Annotated in this window: 24 protein-coding genes; 15 read left to right on the forward strand and 9 right to left on the reverse strand. The window is 37.4% G+C overall.

Going from position 1 to position 23,474, the window contains the following annotated elements; genetic code table 11:
- Window positions 1-628: 628 nt before the first annotated feature.
- Window positions 629-1,543, forward strand: coding sequence for a stalk domain-containing protein (locus tag ACQQ2I_RS07625; protein WP_431029945.1), 915 nt, complete (start codon window positions 629-631; stop codon window positions 1,541-1,543).
- 81 nt (window positions 1,544-1,624) lie between these two features.
- Here the strand turns inward: ACQQ2I_RS07625 and rnz are convergent, their stop codons facing one another.
- From rnz to ACQQ2I_RS07640, 3 genes are all read right to left on the reverse strand, one after another.
- The gene (rnz, locus tag ACQQ2I_RS07630) at window positions 1,625-2,563 is read right to left on the reverse strand and encodes a ribonuclease Z (protein WP_431029946.1); all 939 of its coding nucleotides are present in this window, start codon (window positions 2,561-2,563) and stop codon (window positions 1,625-1,627) included.
- A gap of 17 nt (window positions 2,564-2,580) precedes the next feature.
- Window positions 2,581-3,387: a S1C family serine protease gene (locus ACQQ2I_RS07635; protein ID WP_431029947.1), complete on the reverse strand. Its 807-nt coding sequence runs from the start codon at window positions 3,385-3,387 to the stop codon at window positions 2,581-2,583.
- A 98-nt stretch (window positions 3,388-3,485) separates the two neighbouring features.
- On the reverse strand, window positions 3,486-4,214 hold the full coding sequence (locus tag ACQQ2I_RS07640; protein ID WP_431029948.1) for a sulfite exporter TauE/SafE family protein: 729 nt from the start codon (window positions 4,212-4,214) through the stop codon (window positions 3,486-3,488).
- Between the two features lie 479 nt (window positions 4,215-4,693).
- Here ACQQ2I_RS07640 and ACQQ2I_RS07645 point away from each other — a divergent pair, with 479 nt between their 5' ends.
- Window positions 4,694-5,902 (forward strand): NAD(P)-dependent malic enzyme, encoded by a 1,209-nt coding sequence (locus tag ACQQ2I_RS07645; RefSeq protein ID WP_431029949.1) that lies wholly within the window; start codon window positions 4,694-4,696, stop codon window positions 5,900-5,902.
- Between the two features lie 106 nt (window positions 5,903-6,008).
- Here ACQQ2I_RS07645 and ACQQ2I_RS07650 read toward each other — a convergent pair whose 3' ends face one another.
- Both ACQQ2I_RS07650 and gdhA read right to left on the reverse strand, forming a co-directional pair.
- The gene (locus tag ACQQ2I_RS07650) at window positions 6,009-6,695 is read right to left on the reverse strand and encodes a phosphoribosylaminoimidazolesuccinocarboxamide synthase (RefSeq protein ID WP_431029950.1); all 687 of its coding nucleotides are present in this window, start codon (window positions 6,693-6,695) and stop codon (window positions 6,009-6,011) included.
- 162 nt (window positions 6,696-6,857) lie between these two features.
- Window positions 6,858-8,231: an NADP-specific glutamate dehydrogenase gene (gdhA, locus tag ACQQ2I_RS07655; protein ID WP_431029951.1), complete on the reverse strand. Its 1,374-nt coding sequence runs from the start codon at window positions 8,229-8,231 to the stop codon at window positions 6,858-6,860.
- 175 nt (window positions 8,232-8,406) lie between these two features.
- Between gdhA and ACQQ2I_RS07660 the strand changes: the two genes are divergently transcribed.
- From ACQQ2I_RS07660 to ACQQ2I_RS07670, 3 genes are read left to right on the forward strand one after another with little or no spacing between them, the layout of a single operon-like run.
- Window positions 8,407-8,868, forward strand: coding sequence for a YaiI/YqxD family protein (locus ACQQ2I_RS07660; protein WP_431030474.1), 462 nt, complete (start codon window positions 8,407-8,409; stop codon window positions 8,866-8,868).
- Complete coding sequence (locus ACQQ2I_RS07665; protein WP_431029952.1) at window positions 8,868-10,190, forward strand: D-serine ammonia-lyase; 1,323 nt, start codon at window positions 8,868-8,870, stop codon at window positions 10,188-10,190. The genes ACQQ2I_RS07660 and ACQQ2I_RS07665 overlap by 1 nt, the downstream gene beginning before the upstream one ends.
- Window positions 10,191-10,201: 11 nt before the next feature.
- A complete protein-coding gene (locus ACQQ2I_RS07670; RefSeq protein WP_431029953.1) occupies window positions 10,202-10,552 on the forward strand; it encodes a DUF4181 domain-containing protein in 351 nt (116 codons plus the stop codon).
- Between the two features lie 49 nt (window positions 10,553-10,601).
- Here ACQQ2I_RS07670 and ACQQ2I_RS07675 read toward each other — a convergent pair whose 3' ends face one another.
- Window positions 10,602-11,435, reverse strand: a complete 834-nt coding sequence (locus ACQQ2I_RS07675) for a squalene/phytoene synthase family protein (protein WP_431029954.1) — start codon at window positions 11,433-11,435, stop codon at window positions 10,602-10,604.
- A 282-nt stretch (window positions 11,436-11,717) separates the two neighbouring features.
- Here ACQQ2I_RS07675 and ACQQ2I_RS07680 point away from each other — a divergent pair, with 282 nt between their 5' ends.
- The 8 genes from ACQQ2I_RS07680 to tatC all read left to right on the forward strand — a co-directional run bounded on the left by ACQQ2I_RS07680 (window position 11,718) and on the right by tatC (window position 19,298).
- Window positions 11,718-12,776: an exonuclease domain-containing protein gene (locus tag ACQQ2I_RS07680; RefSeq protein ID WP_431029955.1), complete on the forward strand. Its 1,059-nt coding sequence runs from the start codon at window positions 11,718-11,720 to the stop codon at window positions 12,774-12,776.
- Window positions 12,777-12,848: 72 nt separating this feature from the next.
- A complete protein-coding gene (gene coaW, locus ACQQ2I_RS07685) occupies window positions 12,849-13,688 on the forward strand; it encodes a type II pantothenate kinase (protein WP_431029956.1) in 840 nt (279 codons plus the stop codon).
- 119 nt (window positions 13,689-13,807) lie between these two features.
- Window positions 13,808-14,206 (forward strand): MarR family winged helix-turn-helix transcriptional regulator, encoded by a 399-nt coding sequence (locus tag ACQQ2I_RS07690; RefSeq protein ID WP_431029957.1) that lies wholly within the window; start codon window positions 13,808-13,810, stop codon window positions 14,204-14,206.
- A 5-nt stretch (window positions 14,207-14,211) separates the two neighbouring features.
- On the forward strand, window positions 14,212-15,384 hold the full coding sequence (locus ACQQ2I_RS07695; protein WP_431029958.1) for an MFS transporter: 1,173 nt from the start codon (window positions 14,212-14,214) through the stop codon (window positions 15,382-15,384).
- Between the two features lie 311 nt (window positions 15,385-15,695).
- Entirely contained in the window at window positions 15,696-16,466 is a 771-nt protein-coding gene (locus ACQQ2I_RS07700; RefSeq protein ID WP_431029959.1) for a gluconate 2-dehydrogenase subunit 3 family protein, read from the forward strand.
- A 27-nt stretch (window positions 16,467-16,493) separates the two neighbouring features.
- Window positions 16,494-18,206 carry a GMC family oxidoreductase gene (locus ACQQ2I_RS07705; RefSeq protein ID WP_431029960.1) on the forward strand — a complete coding sequence of 571 codons (1,713 nt, stop codon included), beginning with the start codon at window positions 16,494-16,496 and terminating at the stop codon, window positions 18,204-18,206.
- 15 nt (window positions 18,207-18,221) lie between these two features.
- Window positions 18,222-18,416 (forward strand): twin-arginine translocase TatA/TatE family subunit, encoded by a 195-nt coding sequence (tatA, locus tag ACQQ2I_RS07710; RefSeq protein ID WP_431029961.1) that lies wholly within the window; start codon window positions 18,222-18,224, stop codon window positions 18,414-18,416.
- 12 nt (window positions 18,417-18,428) lie between these two features.
- The gene (tatC, locus tag ACQQ2I_RS07715) at window positions 18,429-19,298 is read left to right on the forward strand and encodes a twin-arginine translocase subunit TatC (protein WP_431029962.1); all 870 of its coding nucleotides are present in this window, start codon (window positions 18,429-18,431) and stop codon (window positions 19,296-19,298) included.
- A gap of 165 nt (window positions 19,299-19,463) precedes the next feature.
- On the opposite strand, the gene ACQQ2I_RS07720 is transcribed toward tatC, so the two are convergent.
- Window positions 19,464-19,850 carry a ribonuclease HI family protein gene (locus ACQQ2I_RS07720; protein ID WP_431029963.1) on the reverse strand — a complete coding sequence of 129 codons (387 nt, stop codon included), beginning with the start codon at window positions 19,848-19,850 and terminating at the stop codon, window positions 19,464-19,466.
- 176 nt (window positions 19,851-20,026) lie between these two features.
- On the opposite strand from ACQQ2I_RS07720, the gene ACQQ2I_RS07725 reads away from it, so the two are divergent.
- Window positions 20,027-20,224 carry a zinc-finger domain-containing protein gene (locus tag ACQQ2I_RS07725; RefSeq protein WP_431029964.1) on the forward strand — a complete coding sequence of 66 codons (198 nt, stop codon included), beginning with the start codon at window positions 20,027-20,029 and terminating at the stop codon, window positions 20,222-20,224.
- A 51-nt stretch (window positions 20,225-20,275) separates the two neighbouring features.
- Here ACQQ2I_RS07725 and ACQQ2I_RS07730 read toward each other — a convergent pair whose 3' ends face one another.
- Window positions 20,276-21,262, reverse strand: a complete 987-nt coding sequence (locus tag ACQQ2I_RS07730; RefSeq protein WP_431029965.1) for a YecA family protein — start codon at window positions 21,260-21,262, stop codon at window positions 20,276-20,278.
- A gap of 249 nt (window positions 21,263-21,511) precedes the next feature.
- Window positions 21,512-22,414 (reverse strand): DMT family transporter, encoded by a 903-nt coding sequence (locus ACQQ2I_RS07735; RefSeq protein ID WP_431029966.1) that lies wholly within the window; start codon window positions 22,412-22,414, stop codon window positions 21,512-21,514.
- A gap of 125 nt (window positions 22,415-22,539) precedes the next feature.
- Between ACQQ2I_RS07735 and ACQQ2I_RS07740 the strand changes: the two genes are divergently transcribed.
- On the forward strand, window positions 22,540-23,442 hold the full coding sequence (locus ACQQ2I_RS07740; RefSeq protein WP_431029967.1) for a LysR family transcriptional regulator: 903 nt from the start codon (window positions 22,540-22,542) through the stop codon (window positions 23,440-23,442).
- The last annotated feature ends 32 nt before the right edge of the window (window positions 23,443-23,474 follow it).

A 23,474-nucleotide genomic window follows, 5' to 3' on the forward strand; every position in this document is an offset into this window, starting at 1 on the left:
TTATTTACTCATAATGAGCAAATGCAAAAACATATATTACCATTTGCGTAACCGTTGCTTTCCGCTCCGGCACTCGCTTTCCCGTAAGAAGCTTTGCACTTGCCGCTTCACTTCCGGTGCAGAAAAACATTGCTCTGTAGCGAAAGGCGCATGCCGTCAGCTACAGTTTCGTGCCTCCGCTACAAGCAATTATTGTTCAATAAAAAATGAGTTGCTAAAAAACAATAAATATCCTCAGAGATTACAGGGGCTAGGCGACGATAAGTGCAAATGTAAAGAAAATGATTTCTTTTAAAGAAGAGAACTGTTTTTCTAGAATATCGAGAAGCATTCACTTTTTGCCGTAGCGCGCCATAGCCACAGGAGCCAAGACTTCTTTGCGACGAAAGCGTAGCGTCAGGAGCAGGAACAGGAGATCCAAACAGGCCGCGCCTGTTTTAGCTCCTGTGTATGCTGTGGCAAAGCGCGGAGGCTATGATACATGTCTTTTACTATTTAACTGGTATTTTTAATCATTTAGAGTGGATTACATCTTATTACATAATTTTAAAAATAAATATAAAAAATGTAACCTTTTACAAAGTTATTCGACCAATTTATTGAATCAACTTTTAAAGGAGAGACAATCATGAAAAGATCAGTACCATTCGCTTTATCAGCAGTATTAGTAGGGGGAGCATTTGCACCAGCTGGGTTTGCTAATGATGTAGAGGTTGTACCAGTAAATGCAAGTGAAAATGAGGGCAAAGAGGAGCAAGTTCAAGAAAGCTTTATTAAACTGACAGGGACATTCCCAGCGTTTGAAAAACGTGATAATGGGACGTACTATGCATTAATCGAACAACAAGATGACATGTTTAGCATCGTTGTAGGCGAAGATACAGTTGTCGTGGATAACACAGGCAAAACTGTAGAATTACAAGAAGGGATGGAATTTACAGCGTATGTCAATGGCAATAAACCAATGATTTTAATTTATCCACCACAATATTCACCGGATTTAATTGTTGTACAAACAGAAGAAATGAGCTTTGCAAAAGTGGCGCAGTTCGATGAAAACTTTGCAAATGAAGAGCTGAAATTAAATATTTCAGAAGATACTGTGATTGAAAATCTATCTGGTACAGCTTTACAAGCAGAAGATATTGTAGGGAAAGATGTTGCTGTATTTTACACATTCACGACATTTAGCATTCCTGCACAAACAACACCATCAAAAATCATTGTTTTAAGCTACGATGAAGAAGAAGAGGTTTCGGAGGAAATGTCAGCTATTCAACAAATTATTGACAATGATTCCTATGTAGTAAATGGTGTGAAGATGGTACCACTTCGATTAATTGCTGAAAAGTTAGGGTGGACTGTAAAATCAACAGGTAAAGGAGCGATTCTATCTAAGCAAAATGCTTCATTTACGATTACACGCGGTGAAAAGGCATACGGACATAACCGCGCATTGCATTATTTTGAAGAAGCACCTGCTTTACTAGAACCAACCAAAACATATGTACCTGTAGATTTTGTTGAGTTATTATTACCATAATTTTTAGGTCATACATGTTAGATGAGATGGGCATTTGTCAATAGTCAGCGAGGTGTGTTGCACAATACAACACACCTCGCTTTAATCTTTTACTAACTGCCCATTTTTAAATTCAAATAGCGCAAAATCGTCCGCTACGAATGTATTTGGGAATACTGTCTGCGCTTCATTCACTAATTTTTCTACATCCTGCTTTAAAAAACGAGCGCTAATATGTGTCATAATTAAGTTCTTTGCCTTTGCTTTTTTAGCGACGGTAGCGGCTTCTACATTTGTTGCATGCCCATAACTAGCAGCTAAATTTGTTGTAGAAGCATCAAATGTCGCTTCATGTACAACGAGATCTGCCTCTTTTGCAAGGATAATAGAAGCATCACAATATTTTGTGTCGCCTAAAATCGTCACAGTAAACCCTGGTTTAGGTGCACTCAACACATCGTTTGCTTTAACGATAGTGCCATCTTCAAGCGTTACATTATGTCCTAGCTTTAACTCTTTATAAAGCGGTCCACGAGGCACACCAAGCGCCTGCGCTTTGTCGACGAGTAATTGTCCGGGTAAATCTTTTTGTTCAATACGGTAGCCGAAGCATTCAATCACATGTTGTAATTTTTTAGCATGTACAACAAAATGTGCATCTTCATACACGATCCCTTCTTGTACGTCAATAAAGTGAATCGGGTAGGTCAAATGTGTGTTAGACATTTGAAGAGCTGTTTCAATAAATGAGCGAACATGAGCAGGCCCATAAATAGTTAATGGTGATTCACCACCTAAAAATGAACGAGAGCTTAAAAAGCCTGGAAGACCAAAAATATGGTCGCCATGTACATGAGTAATAAAAATTTTATCGATACGGCGTGGTCTTATCGCTGTACGTAAAATTTGATGTTGTGTTCCTTCTCCGCAATCGAATAACCAAATACTACCGATTTCATCTAATAGCTTAAGGGCGATGGATGTTACATTGCGTTCTTTGGAAGGCATACCTGCTCCTGTTCCTAAAAATTGTAGTTGCATAAAATTCCTCTTTTCGTTTATTGCTGCATTGCCTCATGAAAATAATCAATTGGCACAAATAGTCCAACTTTACCATGCTCTTCTGTTTTTAATGTAGCAAAGACAACACCGATCACTTCGCCTGTTTCTGTAATAACAGGACTGCCGCTATTGCCTTTATAAACAGGGGCTTGCATCATCATAACAGGCTGATTCCAATCCGTTAACTGTATCCAATTGAGGACCGTTCCTTCGTTTGCAATGCCTGTAAAATATAACGGGTTCCCGATAAAGTATATATGTTCTTCTGCGTTATACGTATAAGTTTGTGCGACTTGTAAGTGTGGTAAATCCTCACCCGTTACTTTTATAAGTGCTGTATCAATGTCAGGGTAGGTAGCAATTACTTCCGCTTCATATATGCCGTCATCAGGAAACACAACCGTCAATTGGAGTGCATCATCAATCACATGTTCATTCGTAATAATATAACCATCATTTGAAATTGCAAAACCCGTTCCTTTACTATTGCCAGTCGATATTTCTACAACGGCTTTTTTATATTGTTGAATATCTTCCTGATTCGATAATTTAGTAGATACTTGTAAAAATTCAATAGCAGGAATGGAGTATATATTAAATACAATGGCAAATGTATTAAAAACAAGTATACATGCCATGATCCACACAAATAGCCGAATGATAGGTGTTTGTCGTTTTTTTACAACACCATGTTTTCGGCGTTCTCGTTCTTCTGCCAATGCTTTTTGCTGTTCTTCTAGTACGAGCTCTAAAAATTCTTCTTCAGTAAGTTCTTCGTGTTTAGTTGAATGGTTTTCTGTCATATAAAAGAGCCTCCTATATCCATTTAAGTGTAATAGATGAAATACAGTGTAGCAATGGATAAGTAGGGGACTTCTATTAATAGAATGATAACATTGTCTTAAAGTAGCTCTAGTATTAATTGGACGATTAAAATCGCTGTAATGAGGCGTAATAAGTACTTCGCTAGTTTGGCACTGATTTTCCTTGCTAAGATTATGCCGAGTTGCGCGCCCATGATGGAACCAATCATTAAAGCGAGTGTTTCTGCCCATAATATTTGTCCATTTACAATATACATCAATGCTGCACCGAAACATGTAGCAAAGATGCCGACGCGCCCTAATACAACTGCCTTCATATAAGCTAATTTTTCACTTGCATAAATGTATAAAAGAAGTGTGCCACTTCCTGGGCCGAATAGGCCATCGTAAATACCAACTCCAATAAGTAGGGAAGCTGTTCGTTTTTTTACATGTAGTTGCAATTGTTCTCCGAAATCTGTTTTTCCGAAAAATGAGAGAACAAAAGCAAACAGTAATAAGCATATAGCGATTATTGTCAGTGTTTGTTCTGTAAATAATGCCGCAAGTCCTCCACCTAATAATCCACCGATAAAGCAAAGTACGATAATGGGGAATACTTCTTCCCTAGTTATTTCTTTTCGTTTGAAGACGGAATAAAAGTTTGACAAGGTAGAGACGGTATTCGCTACTTTATTTGCTCCAATCGCAGCGTGTACAGGCATGCCAAGTAATAGCATTGTCGGCAATGTAATGAGTCCACCACCACCAGCAAGTGTGCCAATCACATTTCCGAAAAAACCAATCACAAATAAGATGAATAACATAAAAATCCTTCTTTCAACGATGAATACTTTTATAACTGTACAGGAAAGCTAAGTGAAAAGAAATATTAAGGGCGTGTATGTTTCATGTAAAGATAGTGTTTAAAATGTGGATAAATTGTGTCATTGTGTAGTTTTTCACATGGTTTTAGTAGAGCTACTTTGTGAAATCATTCATATATTGCATGAGAAAATGAAACGTGTACTACTTCACAAAAAAACCTATGCTATAAAACGGTTCATAAAATGTAAGTGCTTTCTTTAATTATATTAATATAATTAATTTAGACCCTTATATGGTGACTTTAATTTGTGAAATATTGAGCGTTTGATGAGGAAATAAGGGTTTTGAACGAATAGGGATTTTTTTTCAAAAAAAAATAATATTATTGTTGACTTTGCTTTGGTAAAGCAATATGATACTGAAATATAAAGAAATACAAATAGAAAGAAAATTGTGATTAATTAGGAGGGGTTCAACAATGGATTTAATGAAAAAGGCTTTAGAAATGCATGAACACTTTGGTGGGAAGATGGAAATACGTTCAAAGGTACCTGTACAAGATAAGTATGATTTAAGTTTAGCGTATTCACCAGGGGTGGCAGCTCCGTGTATCGAAATCGAAAAAAATCCTTCGTTAGTTTATGACTATACGATGAAAGGCAACTTAGTTGCGATCGTAACAGATGGTACAGCAGTTTTAGGGTTAGGGGATATTGGACCAGAAGCGGCATTGCCAGTAATGGAAGGGAAAGCATTATTATTAAAGCGCTTTGCAAATGTAGATGCTGTACCTGTATGTTTAGATACGAAAGACGTAGATGAAATTGTACGTGTTGTAAAAGCCATTTCGCCAACTTATGGTGGGATTAACTTAGAAGATATTTCTGCTCCACGTTGTTTTGAAATTGAAGACCGTTTACGTGCAGAATGTAATATTCCTGTATTCCATGATGACCAACATGGAACGGCAATCGTAGTAGGTGCAGGACTAATTAATGCAAATAAGGTCATCGGTAAAGATATTGAAACGATGAAAGTTGTGATTAACGGTGCTGGTGCTGCAGGTATTGCGATTTTACGTATTTTACGACAAATGGGGTATAAAAACGTTGTGATGTGCGATACAAAGGGGATTATTTATGAAGGTCGTCCTGAAGGGATGAACCCAATTAAAGACGGTATTGCCAATTTAACAAATCCTGAGGGGTTACGCGGTTCATTAGATGATGCATTAGTAGGTGCAGATGTATTTATCGGTGTATCTGTTGCAGATCTATTAACAGAAGCGCATATTAAATCAATGGCAAAAGACCCAATCGTATTTGCATTAGCAAATCCGAACCCAGAAATTACGCCTGCAAATGCAAAAGCGTGGGGTGTACGTATTATCGGTACGGGGCGCTCTGACTATCCAAATCAAATTAATAATATGTTAGCATTCCCAGGTATTTTCCGTGGTGCATTAGACGTGCGTGCTACAGATATCAATGAAACGATGAAATTAGCTGCTGTAGAAGCGATTGCATCCCTTGTGACAGACGAAGAGTTAAATGAAGAATTCGTTGTACCAAGCTCAATGGATGAGCGTGTGGCAGGTGTAGTAGCTAAAGCAGTTGGTTCCGCGGCAATTGATTCAGGTGTATCTGAACTATTCAATCAGCCACTAAAAGATATCGTTGCTATGTAATCAATTACTGCACATTAATGTGGGGTAAAAAAAGAGGATGTTTGAAAAGTGTTAACTTTTCAAACATCCTCTTTTGCATATCCGCTAAAATAAATCGTTTTTTTAATTATTCAGCTAACATGATTTTTTCAAGCTCTAAAGGCTCGATATAAGTGTCGCCTTTATAAGCGCGCATATTGCCACCAGAAATTTCATCGATTAATAAAATTTCATTTGTTTTTGCGTCGCGACCGAATTCTAATTTAATATCGTAAAGTGTTAAGCCCTTTTTCGCTAGCTCAGCCCCTACAAATTTTGCAATTTCAACTGTGCGTTCTTTTAAGGTAGCATATTCTTCTAAAGAAAGAATACCTAACATATTTAAAGCATCTGCTGAGATAGGAGGGTCTTGACGATCGTCATCTTTAATTGTTACTTCAACGAACGCATCTAAATCTTGACCTTCTTTTACATATGCACCATAGCGACGTAAAAATGAACCTACAGCTTTAAAGCGGCAAATAACTTCTAAGCCGTTACCAAATACTGTAGCTGGCTTTACAGTCATTGTTGCCTCTTCAAAATTAGCATCTACGAAGTGAGTTGGTACGCCTTGCTCATTTAATTGTGAATAAAAGAATTGAGTTAGTTTAAGACCGGCTAATCCGGCACCTTCAATTGTTAAACCGACAGTATTTGCACCTGGATCGAATACGCCGTTTTCACCTGTTACATCGTCTTTGAATTTTAATAGGTAATGACCATCTTCTAATTTAAATACATCTTTCGTTTTACCAGTATAGATTAATTCCACAAAAAACCCTCCAATTTGAATGTCGTAATCATTATAACACGAATATTTAATCGTTGTGAATATAAAAATGTTCGTATTTTTAAAGAGAGACGTCTAACAATTATCCATGAAAAAGATGATGACCTCAGTCATCATCTTTTCCATATAATAAGGGTAAAAGTATTAGTATACGCCTTCAGCTACCATACCGTCTGCAACTTTTACAAAACCAGCAATGTTTGAACCAACTACTAAGTTGCCAGCGTAGCCATATTTTTCAGCCGCTTCTTTCGATTCTGTGTAGATTGATTTCATAATATCTTGTAATTTTTCATCTACTTTGTTGAATGACCAAGCTGTACGACTAGAGTTTTGTGCCATTTCAAGTGCTGATACAGCTACACCGCCAGCGTTCGCTGCTTTGGCAGGACCGAAGTAAATATCATTTTCAAGATAAATATTGATTGCTTCTAAATCAGATGGCATATTCGCACCTTCAGCAACGAATTTTGTACCGTTTGCTACTAAAATGCGTGCAGATTCACTGTTGATTTCGTTTTGCGTTGCACATGGAAGGGCAATGTCACATGGAATTGTCCAAATGCTTGTGCAACCTTCATGATATTCTGCGTTCGGGCGGTAGTTTAAGTAAGTGTGAATACGATCGCCTTTTACTTCTTTAATTTCTTTCACTGCTGCAAGATCGATACCTTCTGGATCGTAGATGTAACCAGCTGAATCTGAACATGCAACCACTTTAGCGCCGTAGTGTTGCGCTTTTTCGATTGCGTAGATTGCCACGTTACCTGAACCAGATACGACTACAGTTTTATTTAAGAATGATTCACCTTTTTCACGTAACATTTCAGCTGTGAAGTATACTAAGCCGTAACCAGTTGCTTCTTTACGGGCTAACGAACCGCCGTAACCAGGTTTTTTACCAGTTAATACACCAGCTTCATATGCACCACGAAGGCGTTTGTATTGTCCCCACATGAAACCAACTTCACGAGCGCCTACACCGATATCACCTGCAGGAACGTCGACATCTGGACCGATATGACGGTATAATTCAGACATGAACGCTTGGCAGAAGCGCATAATTTCTGCATCTGATTTCCCTTTTGGATTGAAGTCAGAGCCACCTTTACCACCACCGATTGGTTGGCCAGTTAAAGCGTTTTTAAAGATTTGCTCGAAAGCAAGGAATTTCATAATGGATTCGTTTACTGTTGGGTGGAAGCGAAGACCACCTTTATATGGTCCGATTACGTTGTTGAATTGAATACGGTAACCGCGGTTTACTTGAACTTGGTTATTGTCATCTTGCCATGCAACGCGGAATGAGATGATACGGTCTGGCTCTACGATACGAGATAAAATATTGTGTTCGATATATTCAGGATGCTGTGCAACTACAGGTGTTAAAGAAAATAAAATTTCTTCAGCTGCTTGCAAGAATTCAGGTTGATGTGCATTTTTTTGTTTTAATTGTTCGAACACGCTGTTGATATATTCTTTTGCACGTGTATCGTTTGTCATTACTGATGTCGTCATTGTGTAACCCCCAAAAAATTTGATAGCAGTATCGTATTATGATTTTTCTAACAATTCAATATCATTTTTAGTTCACGTGTCGTTGAGAGGTTCATGTTAGATTGAAAAAAATGGAATTAAAATTATATTAGAATAATATAATTTTGGCATTTAAAAGAAGGAGAGATGGCTTATTATTCAGTTGTTAATCGATGCGGATGCCTGTCCAGTTGTTGATTTGGCGCTATTTATCTCATCTCAATATGAGATTAAACCTATCTTATTTTGCGATACGTCACATCGAATTGAAAGACAGAATGTAATAACAATTATTGTACCCAAAGGACCCGATTCAGTTGATTTTAAGCTAGTGAATACGCTTTCAAAGGGAGATATCGTTATTACGGGTGATTATGGGCTTGCAGCGATGTGTATTGCCAAAGGTGCATATGTCGTGGACTCTAATGGAAAAGAAATGACATCTGACAATATAGACCAATTACTTACATTTCGATATGAAAGTGCTAAATTTAGACGTGCTGGTGGCAAATTAAAAGGGCCAAAAAAGCGAACGGAAAAAAATAATATTTCGTTTGAAATGAAATTTCGACAAATTTGTGAACAAGCTATTCAAGTACGAAAAGAGGGGGGCAAATAATGAACAATTCAGTTGATATAGTAAAATTATGTTCGGATTTTCCGGTGGTTCAGCAATTAGTAGATGGAAAATATGTGCTTTGGATTAATAAAAAACGTAAAGTAGAGCATGCTATTTCGGTTGTATCAATGGAAGAAGTAGAAGAAGCTAAAGCGAGGTTAGAGCGCTTTTCTTCATATTTAAAAGTAGCATTTCCTGAAACGAAAATTTCAAACGGTATTATTGAATCGGATATTAAGGAAATTGCAGCGATGAAAAGGCTAATTGAGGGGCGTCGTGCAATTAAAATTCCTGGCCGATTGATGCTAAAATGTGATCACGCCTTACCGATTTCAGGGTCAATTAAAGCGCGAGGTGGCATTTATGAAGTACTAAAATATGCGGAAATGTTAGCGATAGAGCATGGTTATTTAAAAGTAACGGATAATTATGCGGTTTTGAACGAGCCGCATATGAGAAAATTTTTCAGTCAATACAAAATTGCAGTTGGTTCGACAGGAAATTTAGGGTTAAGTATTGGTATTATCAGTGCAAAACTAGGCTTTCATGTAACAGTTCATATGTCTGCCGAGGCTAAGAAGTGGAAGAAAGAGCTACTCCGTTCACTAGGTGTCGTCGTTGTGGAATATGAACAAGATTATAGTGTGGCTGTGGAAAGAGGAAGGAAAGAGGCTACAAATGATCCAATGTGTCACTTTGTGGATGATGAAAATTCAAAGGATTTATTTGTAGGGTATGCTGTTGCCGCACTGCGATTAAAAGAGCAGTTAAAGGAACTGAAAGTAAAAGCAGATGCGGATCATCCGTTATTTGTTTATTTACCGTGTGGTGTCGGTGGTGGACCAGGTGGCGTTGCCTATGGGCTCCAGCAAGTTTTCGGAGAGCATGTGCATATTTTTTTCGGTGAACCGATGCAATCCCCGTGTATGATGCTCGGAATGATGACAGGGCTTCATGACGGCATTTCGGTACAAGATATTGGTTTAACGAATGAAACAGAGGCGGACGGTTTAGCCGTAGGGCGTGCATCTAAATTTGTTGGTTCCATAATGGATACCGTCATAAGTGGATGTTATACAGTGGATGATAGTTTTCTATTTAGAAGCTTAAAAGCGATGTATGAGCAAGAAAATATCTTTATGGAGCCATCTGCACATGCGGGGGTATTCGGTCCGATTCAATTAGTCTATGAAGGAAAAGAGTATATAGAAGCACATGACTTAGCAAATAAAATGCATAATGCCGTACATCTTGTATGGTCAACAGGCGGGAATATGGTACCTGAAGCGCTTCGTCAAATATACTTGAAAACAGAGAAATAGGGAGAAACAGTGTGTTAGCATCATTAGTAATTGGCGCATTTATTGCGGCTGGTATTTTAGATTTATTGTTACGTAAGAAATTTAGTATCGAAACAAATAAAAAATTTTCTGACCAATTTTTAAATAAAGGGCATATGGTTTTTGAAATACTCATAGGTGTAGCATTTTTAATGTTTATTTCAACAAGTGGTGTTGTCGGAAAACAATTATATATACTACTATTTTTATTTTTCGCTATGCTATATGCCGTCCGAGCATTACTTGAACGACTACTTCAACGGGAAAAGAAGAAATATATCATTTCACTGATGTACGTAACGATTTGTCTTGTTTGTAGTGTGGGGATTTTATTAGTTATGTAGTTTTTATTGCAAGAAAAAAGGGAAATGGACCATCCATTTCCCTTACGCTTTATTCGCCAATTTTTTCAGCTTGTACTTCTTCTACTGTTTGCTCTACTTCGGCACGTGTCATTTTTTCACGACCATCTTTCATCGCTTTTAATGTTTTATGTGCTAAAGCATGTGGTATTTTAGCGAATAAGTAAATCGTTCGTTTACTAGTGACGCTCTTCATATATTCGTCACCATAGCTTAACTGCTCATCTGCATAAGCAAATAAATCATCACGCGTCCAGCCTGTTGGGACAAAGCTAACACCACGGTCATCCATATCTTCCTCTTGGTTACGTAAAATGTTTACCGCTTGTAACCCACGACCATAACCAATAGCTAATTCAGGATCCGTAATTAGCCCCGTTTTCCATTCCCATAACTCCGAAAGCATGCGACCAACTAAGCCAGCAACATAATATGTATACTCATCTAAGTCTTCGCGTGTTTCAACATGCCAATTGCGTTTGGCCCATTTGCCCATACCCATAGCCATTTCTTCGCAGGCAGTTAAAATAATTGGGCGAGCGCCAGCAGGGCAAAACTCAATCCAATCTTTCAGACGAAGCGTTACTTCTGGCATTTTTTCTTTTTCAGCACCTAAAAATTCAAAGTATTGTGTTTCATTGAATGGTTCTTTAAGTAGGTGTTGTACATTCATTAAAATATCATGCTTGATATCATTATCTACATCTTCATGATCTTCAATTTCATCTAGTGCACGCATACAAAGATAAGCGGCACCTACGGCAAATTTCAATTCTTTCTCTAAAAATGTAATTGGGATGTAAAATGTACGGCTCGTTTCTTTGAGTACACGCATTGCATCTTTTTGCAGTGCTTTTTCGTTCATTGAGTGTTCCTCCAGTCTTTCATGCTTACCCTTCCTATCGTACCCCAAATTGCATAAAAGATAAAATACAAAGTACAACAATCTCTCTAATAAAATAACGAATATTTTCTAGATACCACTAAAAATAAGGAAAAACAACATATCTTAATGTCCAATTCTAGTGATTTGCGCTACAATATTAATAGGGAGATTGGGTGTTTTCTTGGATATCTGCACAAAAAGAACAGTATTTCGATCGAGAAGTGTCTTTCTAATCTCGGAAAGTTGAAGGTGAACGAAGTGATGCGAAAAAATACATATATTTGTATTGATATTGAGGCGGCATTAATACGTGGTCGACAATACATGATTGAGCTAGGGGCTGTTAAATGGAATCCAGATGGTACAATGGACACGTTTACACAGCTTATTCAGCCATATAAATTTAAAAAATTAAATTCCCATATTCAAAAATTGACGGGGATTACAACGGAACAACTGTTGGGGGCACCGTCTTTTAAGGAAGCGATGTATACATTTAAACGTTGGTGTAAAGGGGATTGCATCTTTTTGACGTTTGGTGAGTTTGATCGAAAAGTATTTGAAGATGAACTTGGGCGTAATTATATGAAAAGTGACTTCATCTTTCCGATGATCGATTTTCAACAAAAGTATATGATTGCCCATCATATAAAGGAACAACCTAGTTTAGCAGGATTAATGAAGCAATTAGGGCTAGAGGCAGAGGTACAGCACCGTGCACTTGCGGATGCGGATAGTTTACGCAAAATTTTTGAAGCAACGAACGGTGAATGGTTAATTGAACAGCAAAAAACAAATCATTTACGTGTTATTTTATCGAGCTTAAAGCCTATGGAAACACATTATGATTTAGTGTTATGTTCGATTGATTTGCAGGTGCAACGAAATGGGATTGTAATGGAAAAGGTTTCGACAATTTATGAGCAGCTAGAATTTTCAGTTCATGAAGAACAGCGAACAAATAATGAAGGTGAAACGGAAATGGTGCAATTGACGACAATCCACCCGAGCGAAATAGCAAAGAACATGTTAGCCCAGCTTGTACAAACGGTTGATAGTAAAGTGATTTTAACGCGTGCGGGATTGCGTCCTTTATCCAAAGTTTTTCGCTTACATAGCTGCAGTATGCCTAAAACAGAGATGATGACATTGCAACAAATTTTACGTGATGAGGAAGCGATTGCTCGTTTTTCTATGCAAGATGAGCCTGTACATGTATTCGAAGCGAAAATCTGTCATTTGTTAAAAAAATATGAGCATCTTCTTGTTGAAGAATTTACAAAACGAGATTTATTTCCGAAAGAAACTATTGAACTGTAGTACAATTATGCCATACTATGGTGATTGGAAACGTTATCATTAGAAAAGGGAGAATGAAAAGGAGCAAGGTGAATGGTAAAAATAGTAGGTATTGATACTGGGGGTACACTCACGAAGCTTGCATATATGAATGAAGATGGAGCATTAATACTCGAAGTTTTTCCCTCAAATGAGATGGAACTTGTGAAACAGTGGCTAGACCGACACTCGCAAATTGAAACAATTGGGGTGACCGGTGGACGTATTGAACAATTACGCGATATTTTACAAACAACTAAATCTATTCATTATATTGTAGAATTTGAAGCGACATTAAAAGGAGTCCGTTATTTGCTTGAAAAAGAGGGACATCACATTGAACGTAGTGTCATTACAAATATAGGTACTGGCACATCAATTCATTATATGGATGGGAACTCTCATGCTCGTGTTAGTGGAACAGGAATAGGTGGAGGCACACTTGTTGGGTTGGCCGCGTTATTAACAGGCATTACAGATTTTGAGGAAATTAAATCGCTTGCAGCGCATGGAAACCGTGCTTTTATTGATTTATTAGTAAAAGATATTTATCAAGGAATGGATACACCAATTGACGGGAATTTAACAGCTAGTAATTTCGGGAAAATAGGGATTACAGAAGTAGTCGATCACCCGAAAGAAGATGTATTAGCCACAGTACAAGGGCTTGTTGGGGAAGTGTTGACAACATTAAGTATTCAAGTTGCTGAAGAGCGAAAGGTCGAGCATATCGTTTTCATCGGCTCTACGTTAACGGATAACGAAAATCTCAAAAAAGTGCTTTCATACTATACAACTTTAAAAAAGCATACACCTATCTTCTTACAAGATTCTGGATTTTCCGGGGCGGTTGGTGCATTACTGAATATTATGGAATATAGCAATCAACATTAAATGCTTAGCTAGTAAACAAAATTTCTGTTTACTAGCATTTTTATTTACACAGATAAAAAAGAAGCGTAAAATAAAGACTGTTATTATTTACTTAGGTAAATAAAATGGAGGGGAATAAGATGAATCCACTATTTCATACATTTTTTCAACAATATCGTTATTTAGTAAACCATTTAAATGATGTATTGAAAGAACATGGCTTATATAGCTCGCAATGGACGATTTTATTTGTGTTAAAAGAGCGGGGACCAATGACTTTAACGGCTATTTGGAAGTATTTAAATGTAGAAGCGCCAACTGTTACACGAACCGTTACAAGACTCGAAACATTAGGGCTTGTCAGACGGGAAGAGGGAACGGATCGTCGCGAAAAAATTGTCCATTTAACAGAGCAAGCGCTTGCGTTAATGCCAGCAGTCGAACAATCAGTGCTTGAATTTGAAAGGAAGATGACCGTCCATTTAACCGATGAAGATACAACACAACTGATGGAATTGCTACAGAAGATGAAAGGTTGATTGTTTTGGAAGTAAAAAATCAAATATTTACGAAGCGTTTTATCGCGCTGTTTTTAACGAATTTATCTATCTTTTTAGTATTTTACGCGCTAATCGCGACGTTACCGCTTTATGTGACAGGGAATTTAGGACGAACAGATGATGATGCCGGTTTACTTGTAACGGCTTTTTTAATTTCTGCTATTATTGTCCGACCATTTAGCGGGAAGTTACTTGATATATATGGCAAGAAAAAAATACTTGTATTAAGCGTTGTTTTGTATTTAGTTTGTACAATCCTCTATCTGTTTGTTCAGCCGTTTGCTATTTTACTAGTATTACGCTTTTTCCAAGGGATTTGGTTTAGTATCGCGACAACCGCTGCGGGGGCGCTTGCGGCAGATATTGTGCCGAAAGAACGAAAAGGAGCAGGGCTCGGTTATTATACAATGTCCACCAATTTAGCTGTTGTCATTGGACCGTTCATTGGTTTGTTAGTTGTACAAGCAGTATCGTTTAAACTGTTATTTATAGTGTTATCAGTCATTGGATTATTAGGCTGTTTAATTGCATTAACGATACGGACAAATGATCTAGTCGCACCAGAAGTAGAGGGCCGCCGATTCCATTTTACATTTGATGATTTATTTGAGCGAAAAGCATTGCCTATCGCATTTTTAGCTGCTTTGCTTGCGTTATCTTATTCGAGTGTCCTATCGTTTATTTCAATCTATGCAGAGCAACGAGATATGCTAACAGTGGCGAGCTATTTTTATGCGGTATTCGCAGCGGCGATGCTCATTACGCGTCCTTTTACAGGTAAACTATACGATCAAAAGGGACCTCGATTCGTTATGATCCCATCGTTTATTATTTTCTCAGTAGGATTATTTTTATTAGCCTTTATGGCAAGTGCTTGGCAGTTTATCGTGGCTGCGATTTGTATTGGAATTGGTTACGGTACATTAACGACAAGTATGCAATCTCAAGCTGTTCAATCGGCGTTACAAAATCGTAGTGGTTATGCCACGGCAACGTATTTTACATTATTCGATAGCGGAATTGCGGTAGGTTCATATGTACTTGGATTACTTGCTGTCACATTTAACTATCAAATGGTTTATATGCTTTGCGGATTATTATTAGTAATAAACATGGTTTTATATATAGGTTTTTCAAACAAAACGAGTGCTAAGTAGCGCTCGTTTTTTAATTGACATAAATATGTCAAGAGTGGAGTATAATGCAATGAATTTAATAATTAACTCATTATAACCTAGTAACTATTTGTTACTAAGAGAATACGAATATAAGGGAGGATGATATTTAAACGATAATATTATATTTTGGCTCGATGCTAAAATCTGTTCCTGTCTTATGGCTAGCATAGATTGATAAGTAGCCAATGTGTGAGGATATACAGGTAAAGTACATATTTTGGTTAAGAGCCTACATTAATGAAGGTAGTATCGTGAGCTTGTATGAAATATTTATTCAGAGGGGGCATTTCATGGGAGATAACCAGAATGTATCGAGACGCGATTTTTTAAAAACGACAGGTATTGCAACGGGAACATTAGTTGGTGGGGGATTAATTGGTGGGTTGATTGGGTACAACATGAAAGGCTCAGGTGACACAAAGCCAGTAGTTGAACAAGAAACAACGAAACAGAACGATAATCACAATCATACAGAGACGAATACGGGAGCGCCCATTAGAGGTCGTATGTTCTTTACAAATCAACGAGATTTTCATGTATTGTCTGAAGCGACAGAACGTATTTTTCCTGAAGATGATTTAGGTCCGGGTGCCATTAAATTAGGTGTACCATACTTTATTGATTATCAATTAGCAGGTGCATATGGGAATAATGCGAAGGAATATATGCAAGGGCCTTTCTATGAAGGTGCGCCTACACAAGGATACCAAAGTAGGTTAACTCGTGCTGAAATTTTTAAACAGGGCGTTCACAAAATAGAAGAAGAAGCACAGAAGCGCTTTAGTATGACATTTGTAAAGCTTGAGCCAGAGCAAATGGACGAGATCTTAACAGCGTTTCAAAAAGGTGAAGTAGAGATGGCAGGTATTGCATCCAGTTATTTTTTCACATTACTTCGTTCGGCAACATTAGAAGGTGTTTACTCAGACCCGATGTACGGCGGAAACTACGATATGGCAGGATGGAAAATGAAGAACTTCCCAGGACATCAAATGGCTTATACACAATATATTGAACAAGAAGAATTTATCGTCATTGAACCAAAATCTTTAGGGAGTTAACTATCTTTTTTAGAATGGGGGGTTCTGATGGTCACAACATTACCAAGTGTGGATGTTGTAACAGTAGGCGTTGGTTGGACAGGTGGTATTGTTGCAGCAGAATGTGCAAAAGCAGGGCTGAAAGTAGTTGGTTTAGAACGTGGGCAAAAACGTGGGACAGAAGATTTTTTAATGGTGCATGATGAGTATCGATATGCGATGCGCTATGAACTAATGCAAAACTTATCAAGGGAAACGGTTACATTTCGAAATCATCAACAAATGCGAGCGTTGCCAATGCGTCAACATGGCTCATTCTTATTAGGAGAAGGTCTTGGCGGGGCGGGGACACATTGGAACGGTATGACATATCGTTTTTTACCGTATGATTTCCAAATTAAGACGATGACAGAAGAACGATATGGACCTAATAAATTAACGAAGGATTACATTTTACAAAACTGGGGTATGACATATGAGGAGTTAGAGCCTTACTTTGATAAATTCGAAAAAACAGCAGGTATTTCAGGGGAAAATAAAAATCCCCATGCAGGATTTAGATCGAGTGATTATCCTACGCCACCGTTGAAGAAAACACCAATTTTAAAACGTTTTGAAGAAGCAGCAAAAAGTTTAAAATTAAATCCATCAATGGGACCGTCAGCGAATTTATCGCAAGCCTACACAAATCCGGATGGACAAACAATCAACGCTTGTCAATATTGTGGTTTTTGTGAGCGATTTGGCTGTGAGTACGGAGCAAAATCTTCGCCAGAAATAACGGTTATCCCAACTGCACTAGCTACAGGCAACTACGAAGTTCGCTTTAATGCAAACGTTGTGGAAATTTTAACGCAAGGTGATAAAGCGACGGGTGTACGTTATATGGATGTACAAACGGGCGAAGAGTTTATTCAGCCTGCCAGTGTTGTTGTGTTAACGAGCTATGTATTAAATAATGCAAAGTTATTAATGGTATCCAATATTGGAGAAATGTATGATCCAACGACAGGACGCGGTACATTAGGGCGTAACTACTGTTATCAAATTTTGCCGGGTGCCACAGGTTTTTACGATGAACAGTTTAATACGTTTATGGGAGCCGGTGCTTTAGGTATGAGTTTAGATGATTATAACGGTGATAATTTCGATCATAGTAATGTAGATTTCGTACACGGTGGAATCATTTCCATTTCGCAAACAGGAACTCGTCCGATTGCATCAAATCCAACACCACCAGGTACACCGAACTGGGGAGCGGAGTTTAAAAAACAATCAATCTATCACTATACACGTACATTATCGGTAGGTTCACAAGGGGCGTCGATTGCACATAAACAAAACTATATGACGTTAGACCCCGTTTATAAAGATGCATACGGACTACCGTTACTACAAATTACGTATAATTTTACAGATCAAGATCGTGCATTGCATAAATTTATTTCGCAACGAGCGGCTGAAATTGCGAAAGAGATGGGAGCTAAAGAAGTCGTACCACGCTCAGAAATTACAGATTATAATATTGTCCCTTATCAAACTACCCACAATACGGGTGGAACGGTGATGAGCTTAACACCAGAAGAAGGTGTTGTGAATAAGTATTTACAACATTGGGATGTAGAAAACTTATTTGCTGTCGGAGCTGGAAACTTTGCTCATAATAGTGGTTATAATCCCACGGGTACGGTAGGTGCGCTTGCCTATCGCTGTGCAGAAGGTGTAGTTAAATATAGCCAAACAGGTGGCTCATTAGTATAAAAAGGAGGGGGTATTATGGGCAGCATTGGTGCAATTGGTGTGCCGGGGTTAATCATTATTTTAGTTATTGTGTTAATTATTTTTGGTCCGAAAAAGCTACCGGAAATTGGTGGGGCAGTAGGGAAGACTTTCTCTGAATTTAAAAGACATACAAAGGATTTAATTGAGGAAGATGATGAAGTAAAAAAGAAAACACAAGACTCAGTTTAATGAGGTTTGCCTATGGATCCGTATGAATCAAATAATATGAGTCCGTTAGAAATGGAAAAAAATACACGAGACGCTAATGCAGATAAGAAGAAGGAAGAACTATTACAGGATGATGTGCAGGAAGCGAGGGAAGAAGTAAGGAAGCTGGAATCTAATGCAAACGCTTACGTACAGGCATTTATGGCACATGTGTATGAGCTAAGGAAACAAATTATTAAAACATTAATTATCTTTATAATTTTCTTTGCAGCGATTTTCTTTTCGATTGATAAGTGGTTTCCTATAGTGACGAATAATTATCCGCTTGTCGTGCTTGGTCCGCTGGAAATCATTAAATTTTATACACTTGTAAGTGCAGTGTTAGCCTGTGGACTTGCATTACCATTTTTCATTCATTTTATGTGGGCATTTATCAAGCCAGGATTAAAAGACATAGAAAGTCACTTTTTGAAATTTTATTCGCCTATTATTCTCTTATTATTTATTGGTGGACTGGCGTTTGGCTACTTCATTGTAAACCCATTAAGCTATAGTTTTCTTATTAGTTTAGGGACTAACAATTTTGAAATTATGATATCTGCGGGACAATATATACATTTTTTGATGATGACGACATTACCTCTAGGGTTTATGTTTGAATTGCCGATCATTGCATTATTTCTATCGCATATCGATATGCTAAAAGCGGAAAGTATGAAAAAAATCCGAGGCTATTCTTATTTGTTTATGGCGTTGGTTTCAGCGCTTATTACACCGCCTGATTTCATAAGTCAATTGCTAGTCATGTTCCCAATGATTTTACTTTATGAAGTAAGTATATTTGTCGTAAGGAGATTTGAAAATAGACAATCTGTAGAAAAATCAACGTCTTTAAATAATTAATTTAGTGTAGTGTAGCTCGAGTAGACCTTCAATCTATTCGAGCTGTTTATTTTCTTGTAACAAATCAATTAGGTTGGGCGAAGGTACTACTGTCACATAAGTAAGCGTAAAGGGACCGATACGAAATTTGTTTAAAACTTAATAGCAGGTATGGAATTAATGATTTTAATTTTGTTGAATAGCTTGTCTAGCTAATGCATCAGCGGCTTTATTTTGATTATCTGGAATCCATTTAATAAAGAATAAATCGATTTCTTCTATTAACTGTAAGGCACGTGTTAAATATGGTTTAAATTCTTCGTTTTTTACATAAGCTTTTTCGACGGAGCTCACGACAATTTTAGAATCTGAACGCATGGAAATCAGGTTTGAACCAAGCTTGACCGCTTCTTCAAGCGCGCGCACAAGTACGGTAAATTCCGCGATATGATTATTTGTTATACCGATATATTCGCTTATTTTAATTTGATGACCTTCCCCTTTAATGTAAATGCCAATGCCACTTTTTCCGGGATTGCCAGCACTCGCTGCATCAATGTAAATTTCTAACATTCATTTTCTCCAATTCTTCTTTTTGTATATTATAGCAAAAAAGAAATGACCTCAAAATGTCTCACGTCCATTTAATACATATGGACTTCAGTGGCTAGGCAATGTACTATTGAATAGTATTCCGCAAATATGGTAGAATAATTAACTAAAACAAAAAAACTTACAGGAGGGCGCTGATGAACAAAGTATCGGTGATGGAAGAAATTGATGCATTAACAGACATATATTGTACAGATTGTCTTGTCATCCGCGACCTTCGAAAAACGCGGGGGAAAACAGGGGCGCATCTTTTCTGTATTAAACAATGTACAGTAGGGGAGCAATTGCAGTTTTTAGGAAAAGAACTAATGAAAGTAAAAGATGGTATGGAATAAATAAAGGACTAACTCCACAAAGTTAGTCCTTTTCATATTTCTCAATTTACATTAAGCTGAGACAGCCGTATACTCTAGTAAATCTTGATAATATTTATTTAATGACGAAGCAGATACACCGAAGCTTTCAGAGATTTCTTTCACTGTAAATGCTTTCCCGTCGAATAGGCCGCGGTCTTGACCGAAACGAATAGCACCAGCTGCAATAGCAGCCGCTTTACGTGCTTTTGGTTGCTGTTCGATTAAGTAGTCTTCTAATGCAACGATTAATGCTTCACTATTACGGTTATGCTCTGCTAAGAAGTTTTTCGTTTGCTCTAATACATCTTGCTCAAACGTTGTAAATTCTTCACCTGCATAGCCACCAGCAACTAAGTTTGTCCATAATGCCAAATGGTTGTCTTTTAAGAATGTAAGTGCATCTTGCTCTTGATTTGCAAACGTTTTTGCGAAGTTTTCAAATACTTTTGTATGCTCAGCAGGGAAGAAGATCATCGTCGATACAGCTAATACATGATCTACTTGTTCTGAACCATCTGGTAATAAGAATGCAAACACATACATACCTTCAGGAATTGGCTTATTGTTTTCGCGGCGAATCATATATGTTTTGCCAGTTAATGCGTGAGCCGCTTTAAAATAACGTTCTTCTACAGTTTCTACGATACCGATGAAAATCTCAGGCGATTGCCATTGTTCGAACAATGAGGCTGTTTGCGGGCGCAATGTGCGTTTCGTTTGTCGTTTTAAATAATTTGTCCAAATGTCTGGGCGTTGGTGGAAGAAAAATTCATCTAGTACAACCGCTTCGATTAATTCACGCTGTAATTTTCCGTTCATCGCAGGTGACCATTCTTTTACTAATTCAATGTATTCGCGAATGTCTTTTCTCTCTGGGTATACAGCATAAAAAGTTTGTAAAGTACTTTCAATTTCCTCATTAACTAAGCTTTTTACATCTACTTGCTGCTTACCTTCACAACATTTTTTATATTTTTTATTGCTACCACATGGGCACAAATCATTACGTCCTACCATGTAAAACACTTCCTTTGTTTATTTAATAAAAATATGAGAGAAATAATAACTACTTAATAATAACGTCAGTTTGTTATTAAGAAAAATGAAAGTATATTTCAAAGATTGTGACATTTGCTTGCTAGTAAATAATCTATGTTTTTTCTAGCGAATATATGACAATATCGATAGTTATGTTTATTTTTCGTAAGAAGGAAATAGAGAGCGTTTGTTCTGATTTCTAAAATAAAAACAGCCTAAGCAGTATCCTTAAGCTGTTTCTTTATGTGTTGTTGATCGTTTATTCATGTAACGTGTTAAATAAATTTGTTCAAATTGAGCTATTAAAGTCCCACATAAAATAAGGGCACCGCCAATGAAGAGTTGGAGTGTCAATACTTCACCGATAAATATCATCGCAAAAACAGCTGCGAAAATCGGCTCCAATGAAAAAATGAGTCCTGTATGCGTAGGAGATGTATACTGTTGTGCAACAGATTGTGCGATAAAACAAAATGCCGTACAAATAACGCCTAATCCTAAAATAGCAATCCAGCTCGTTGACGTGGAAGGCAGTGTAGGAGATTCATAGAGGAATGTGAGAATCAAACCGAATAATCCTGCAAATCCTAATTGATAAGTGCCATATGAAATAGAATCAACCGATTTTGTAAATTTACTATTAAGAATCAGGTAAATTGCATAAGCAACTGCTGCGATTGCAATTAAAACATCCCCTTGCTTAAATGATAGGGAATCTTTTAGTGTGAGTACGGATATACCGAACATCGTAATGATAATAGCGATCGTAACAGCCCTTGATGGCAACTTACGCTCTAAAAAACTAGAAAAAATCGGTACTAATACAACCGTTAAGCTTAAAATAAAACCAGCGTTAGATGCAGTGGTTGTTTGTAATCCGAATAAACTTAATGCGAAAACAGTAAATAGTAAGAAGCCTTGGATACCGGCATATCCTAATGTTTGTATATTGACGTTCCTCATTTTTTTGTAAAAGATGAGCCCGGCCACAACGAAGGCAATGGAACATCTTAGAGCGACGATGTTATATGTATCGAGGGTTTCGAGCCCCATCGTCATAAATGTATAGCTCAACCCCCAAAACATCGTAACGATTACCATCAATAAATTTGCTTTGTTTTGTAAACTCATCCTTTCACCACCATAAAAAACTGTTATAAAACAACTATATAAGGAGCATTGTGATTAGTAAAACGAATGTTTATAATGGTTAACATGAAAGAAATTCATGGATTATTAGAACTAGAGGTACATAAATGATGAGTTTGATTAAATACGAAATTTTGCAAGCGGTTGCAGAAGTACAAAGTTTTACAAAAGCAGCGGAGCAACTAGGATTAACACAGTCAGCAATTAGTCATGCGATATCAAGTTTGGAAAAAGAATTTGGCTTTCCCCTCATTCACCGTAGTCGTGCAGGAGTAAAACTAACAACCGATGGCCAAACAATGCTATTAGCGATGCGGAAAGTGTTACAAGCTGAAGAACTGCTTCAACAACAAGCAGCTCATATTACAGGAGTGACAAAGGGGACAGTACGAATTGGCTTAATCTCTAGTATTTCGACAAAATGGATGCCTAGCATTATTAGAGTGATGGAACAAAGGTATCCGGGTATAAAAATTGAGTTACGTGAAGGCGATTATTATGAAATTGAGCAGTGGCTTGTGAGTGGTGAGGTTGATTGTGGGTTTTTAAATCGAGCGAGTTTTAAACAGTTTCAATATATACCACTCATTAAAGATCCACTTATGTGTATTGTGTCATCAAACAGCTCCCTATATGGGCAAAAGCTAATTGATTTGAAGGAAACGGAAAATGAGCATTTTATTATGCCTTCGTATAAAGGAACGAATGATGTGATCACCATGTTTGAAAAGCATACGATTAAACCGAATATTCGTTTTGAATTATTCGATGAATCAGGTATTATTTCAATGGTTGAACATCATCTCGGTGTATCCATTTTGCCGAAACTTGTTTTAACAGGGCTACCAAGTAATGTTCGTGCGATACCATTTAAACAAGAAACGTTTCGTATCATTGGGTTATCGACAACATATAATATTTCGCCTGCTACGGAAAAGTTTATGGAAATTTTAATGGAATGGTTAGAGGGGAATAAGGACATCGATTACTTATCGAAGGGAACATACTAAATATAAGTGCTTGTGGTAAGGGGAGAGGCTGA

Origin of the sequence: Lysinibacillus sp. LZ02 (assembly GCF_050613145.1) — a bacterium.
GTDB lineage: Bacteria > Bacillota > Bacilli > Bacillales_A > Planococcaceae > Lysinibacillus_B.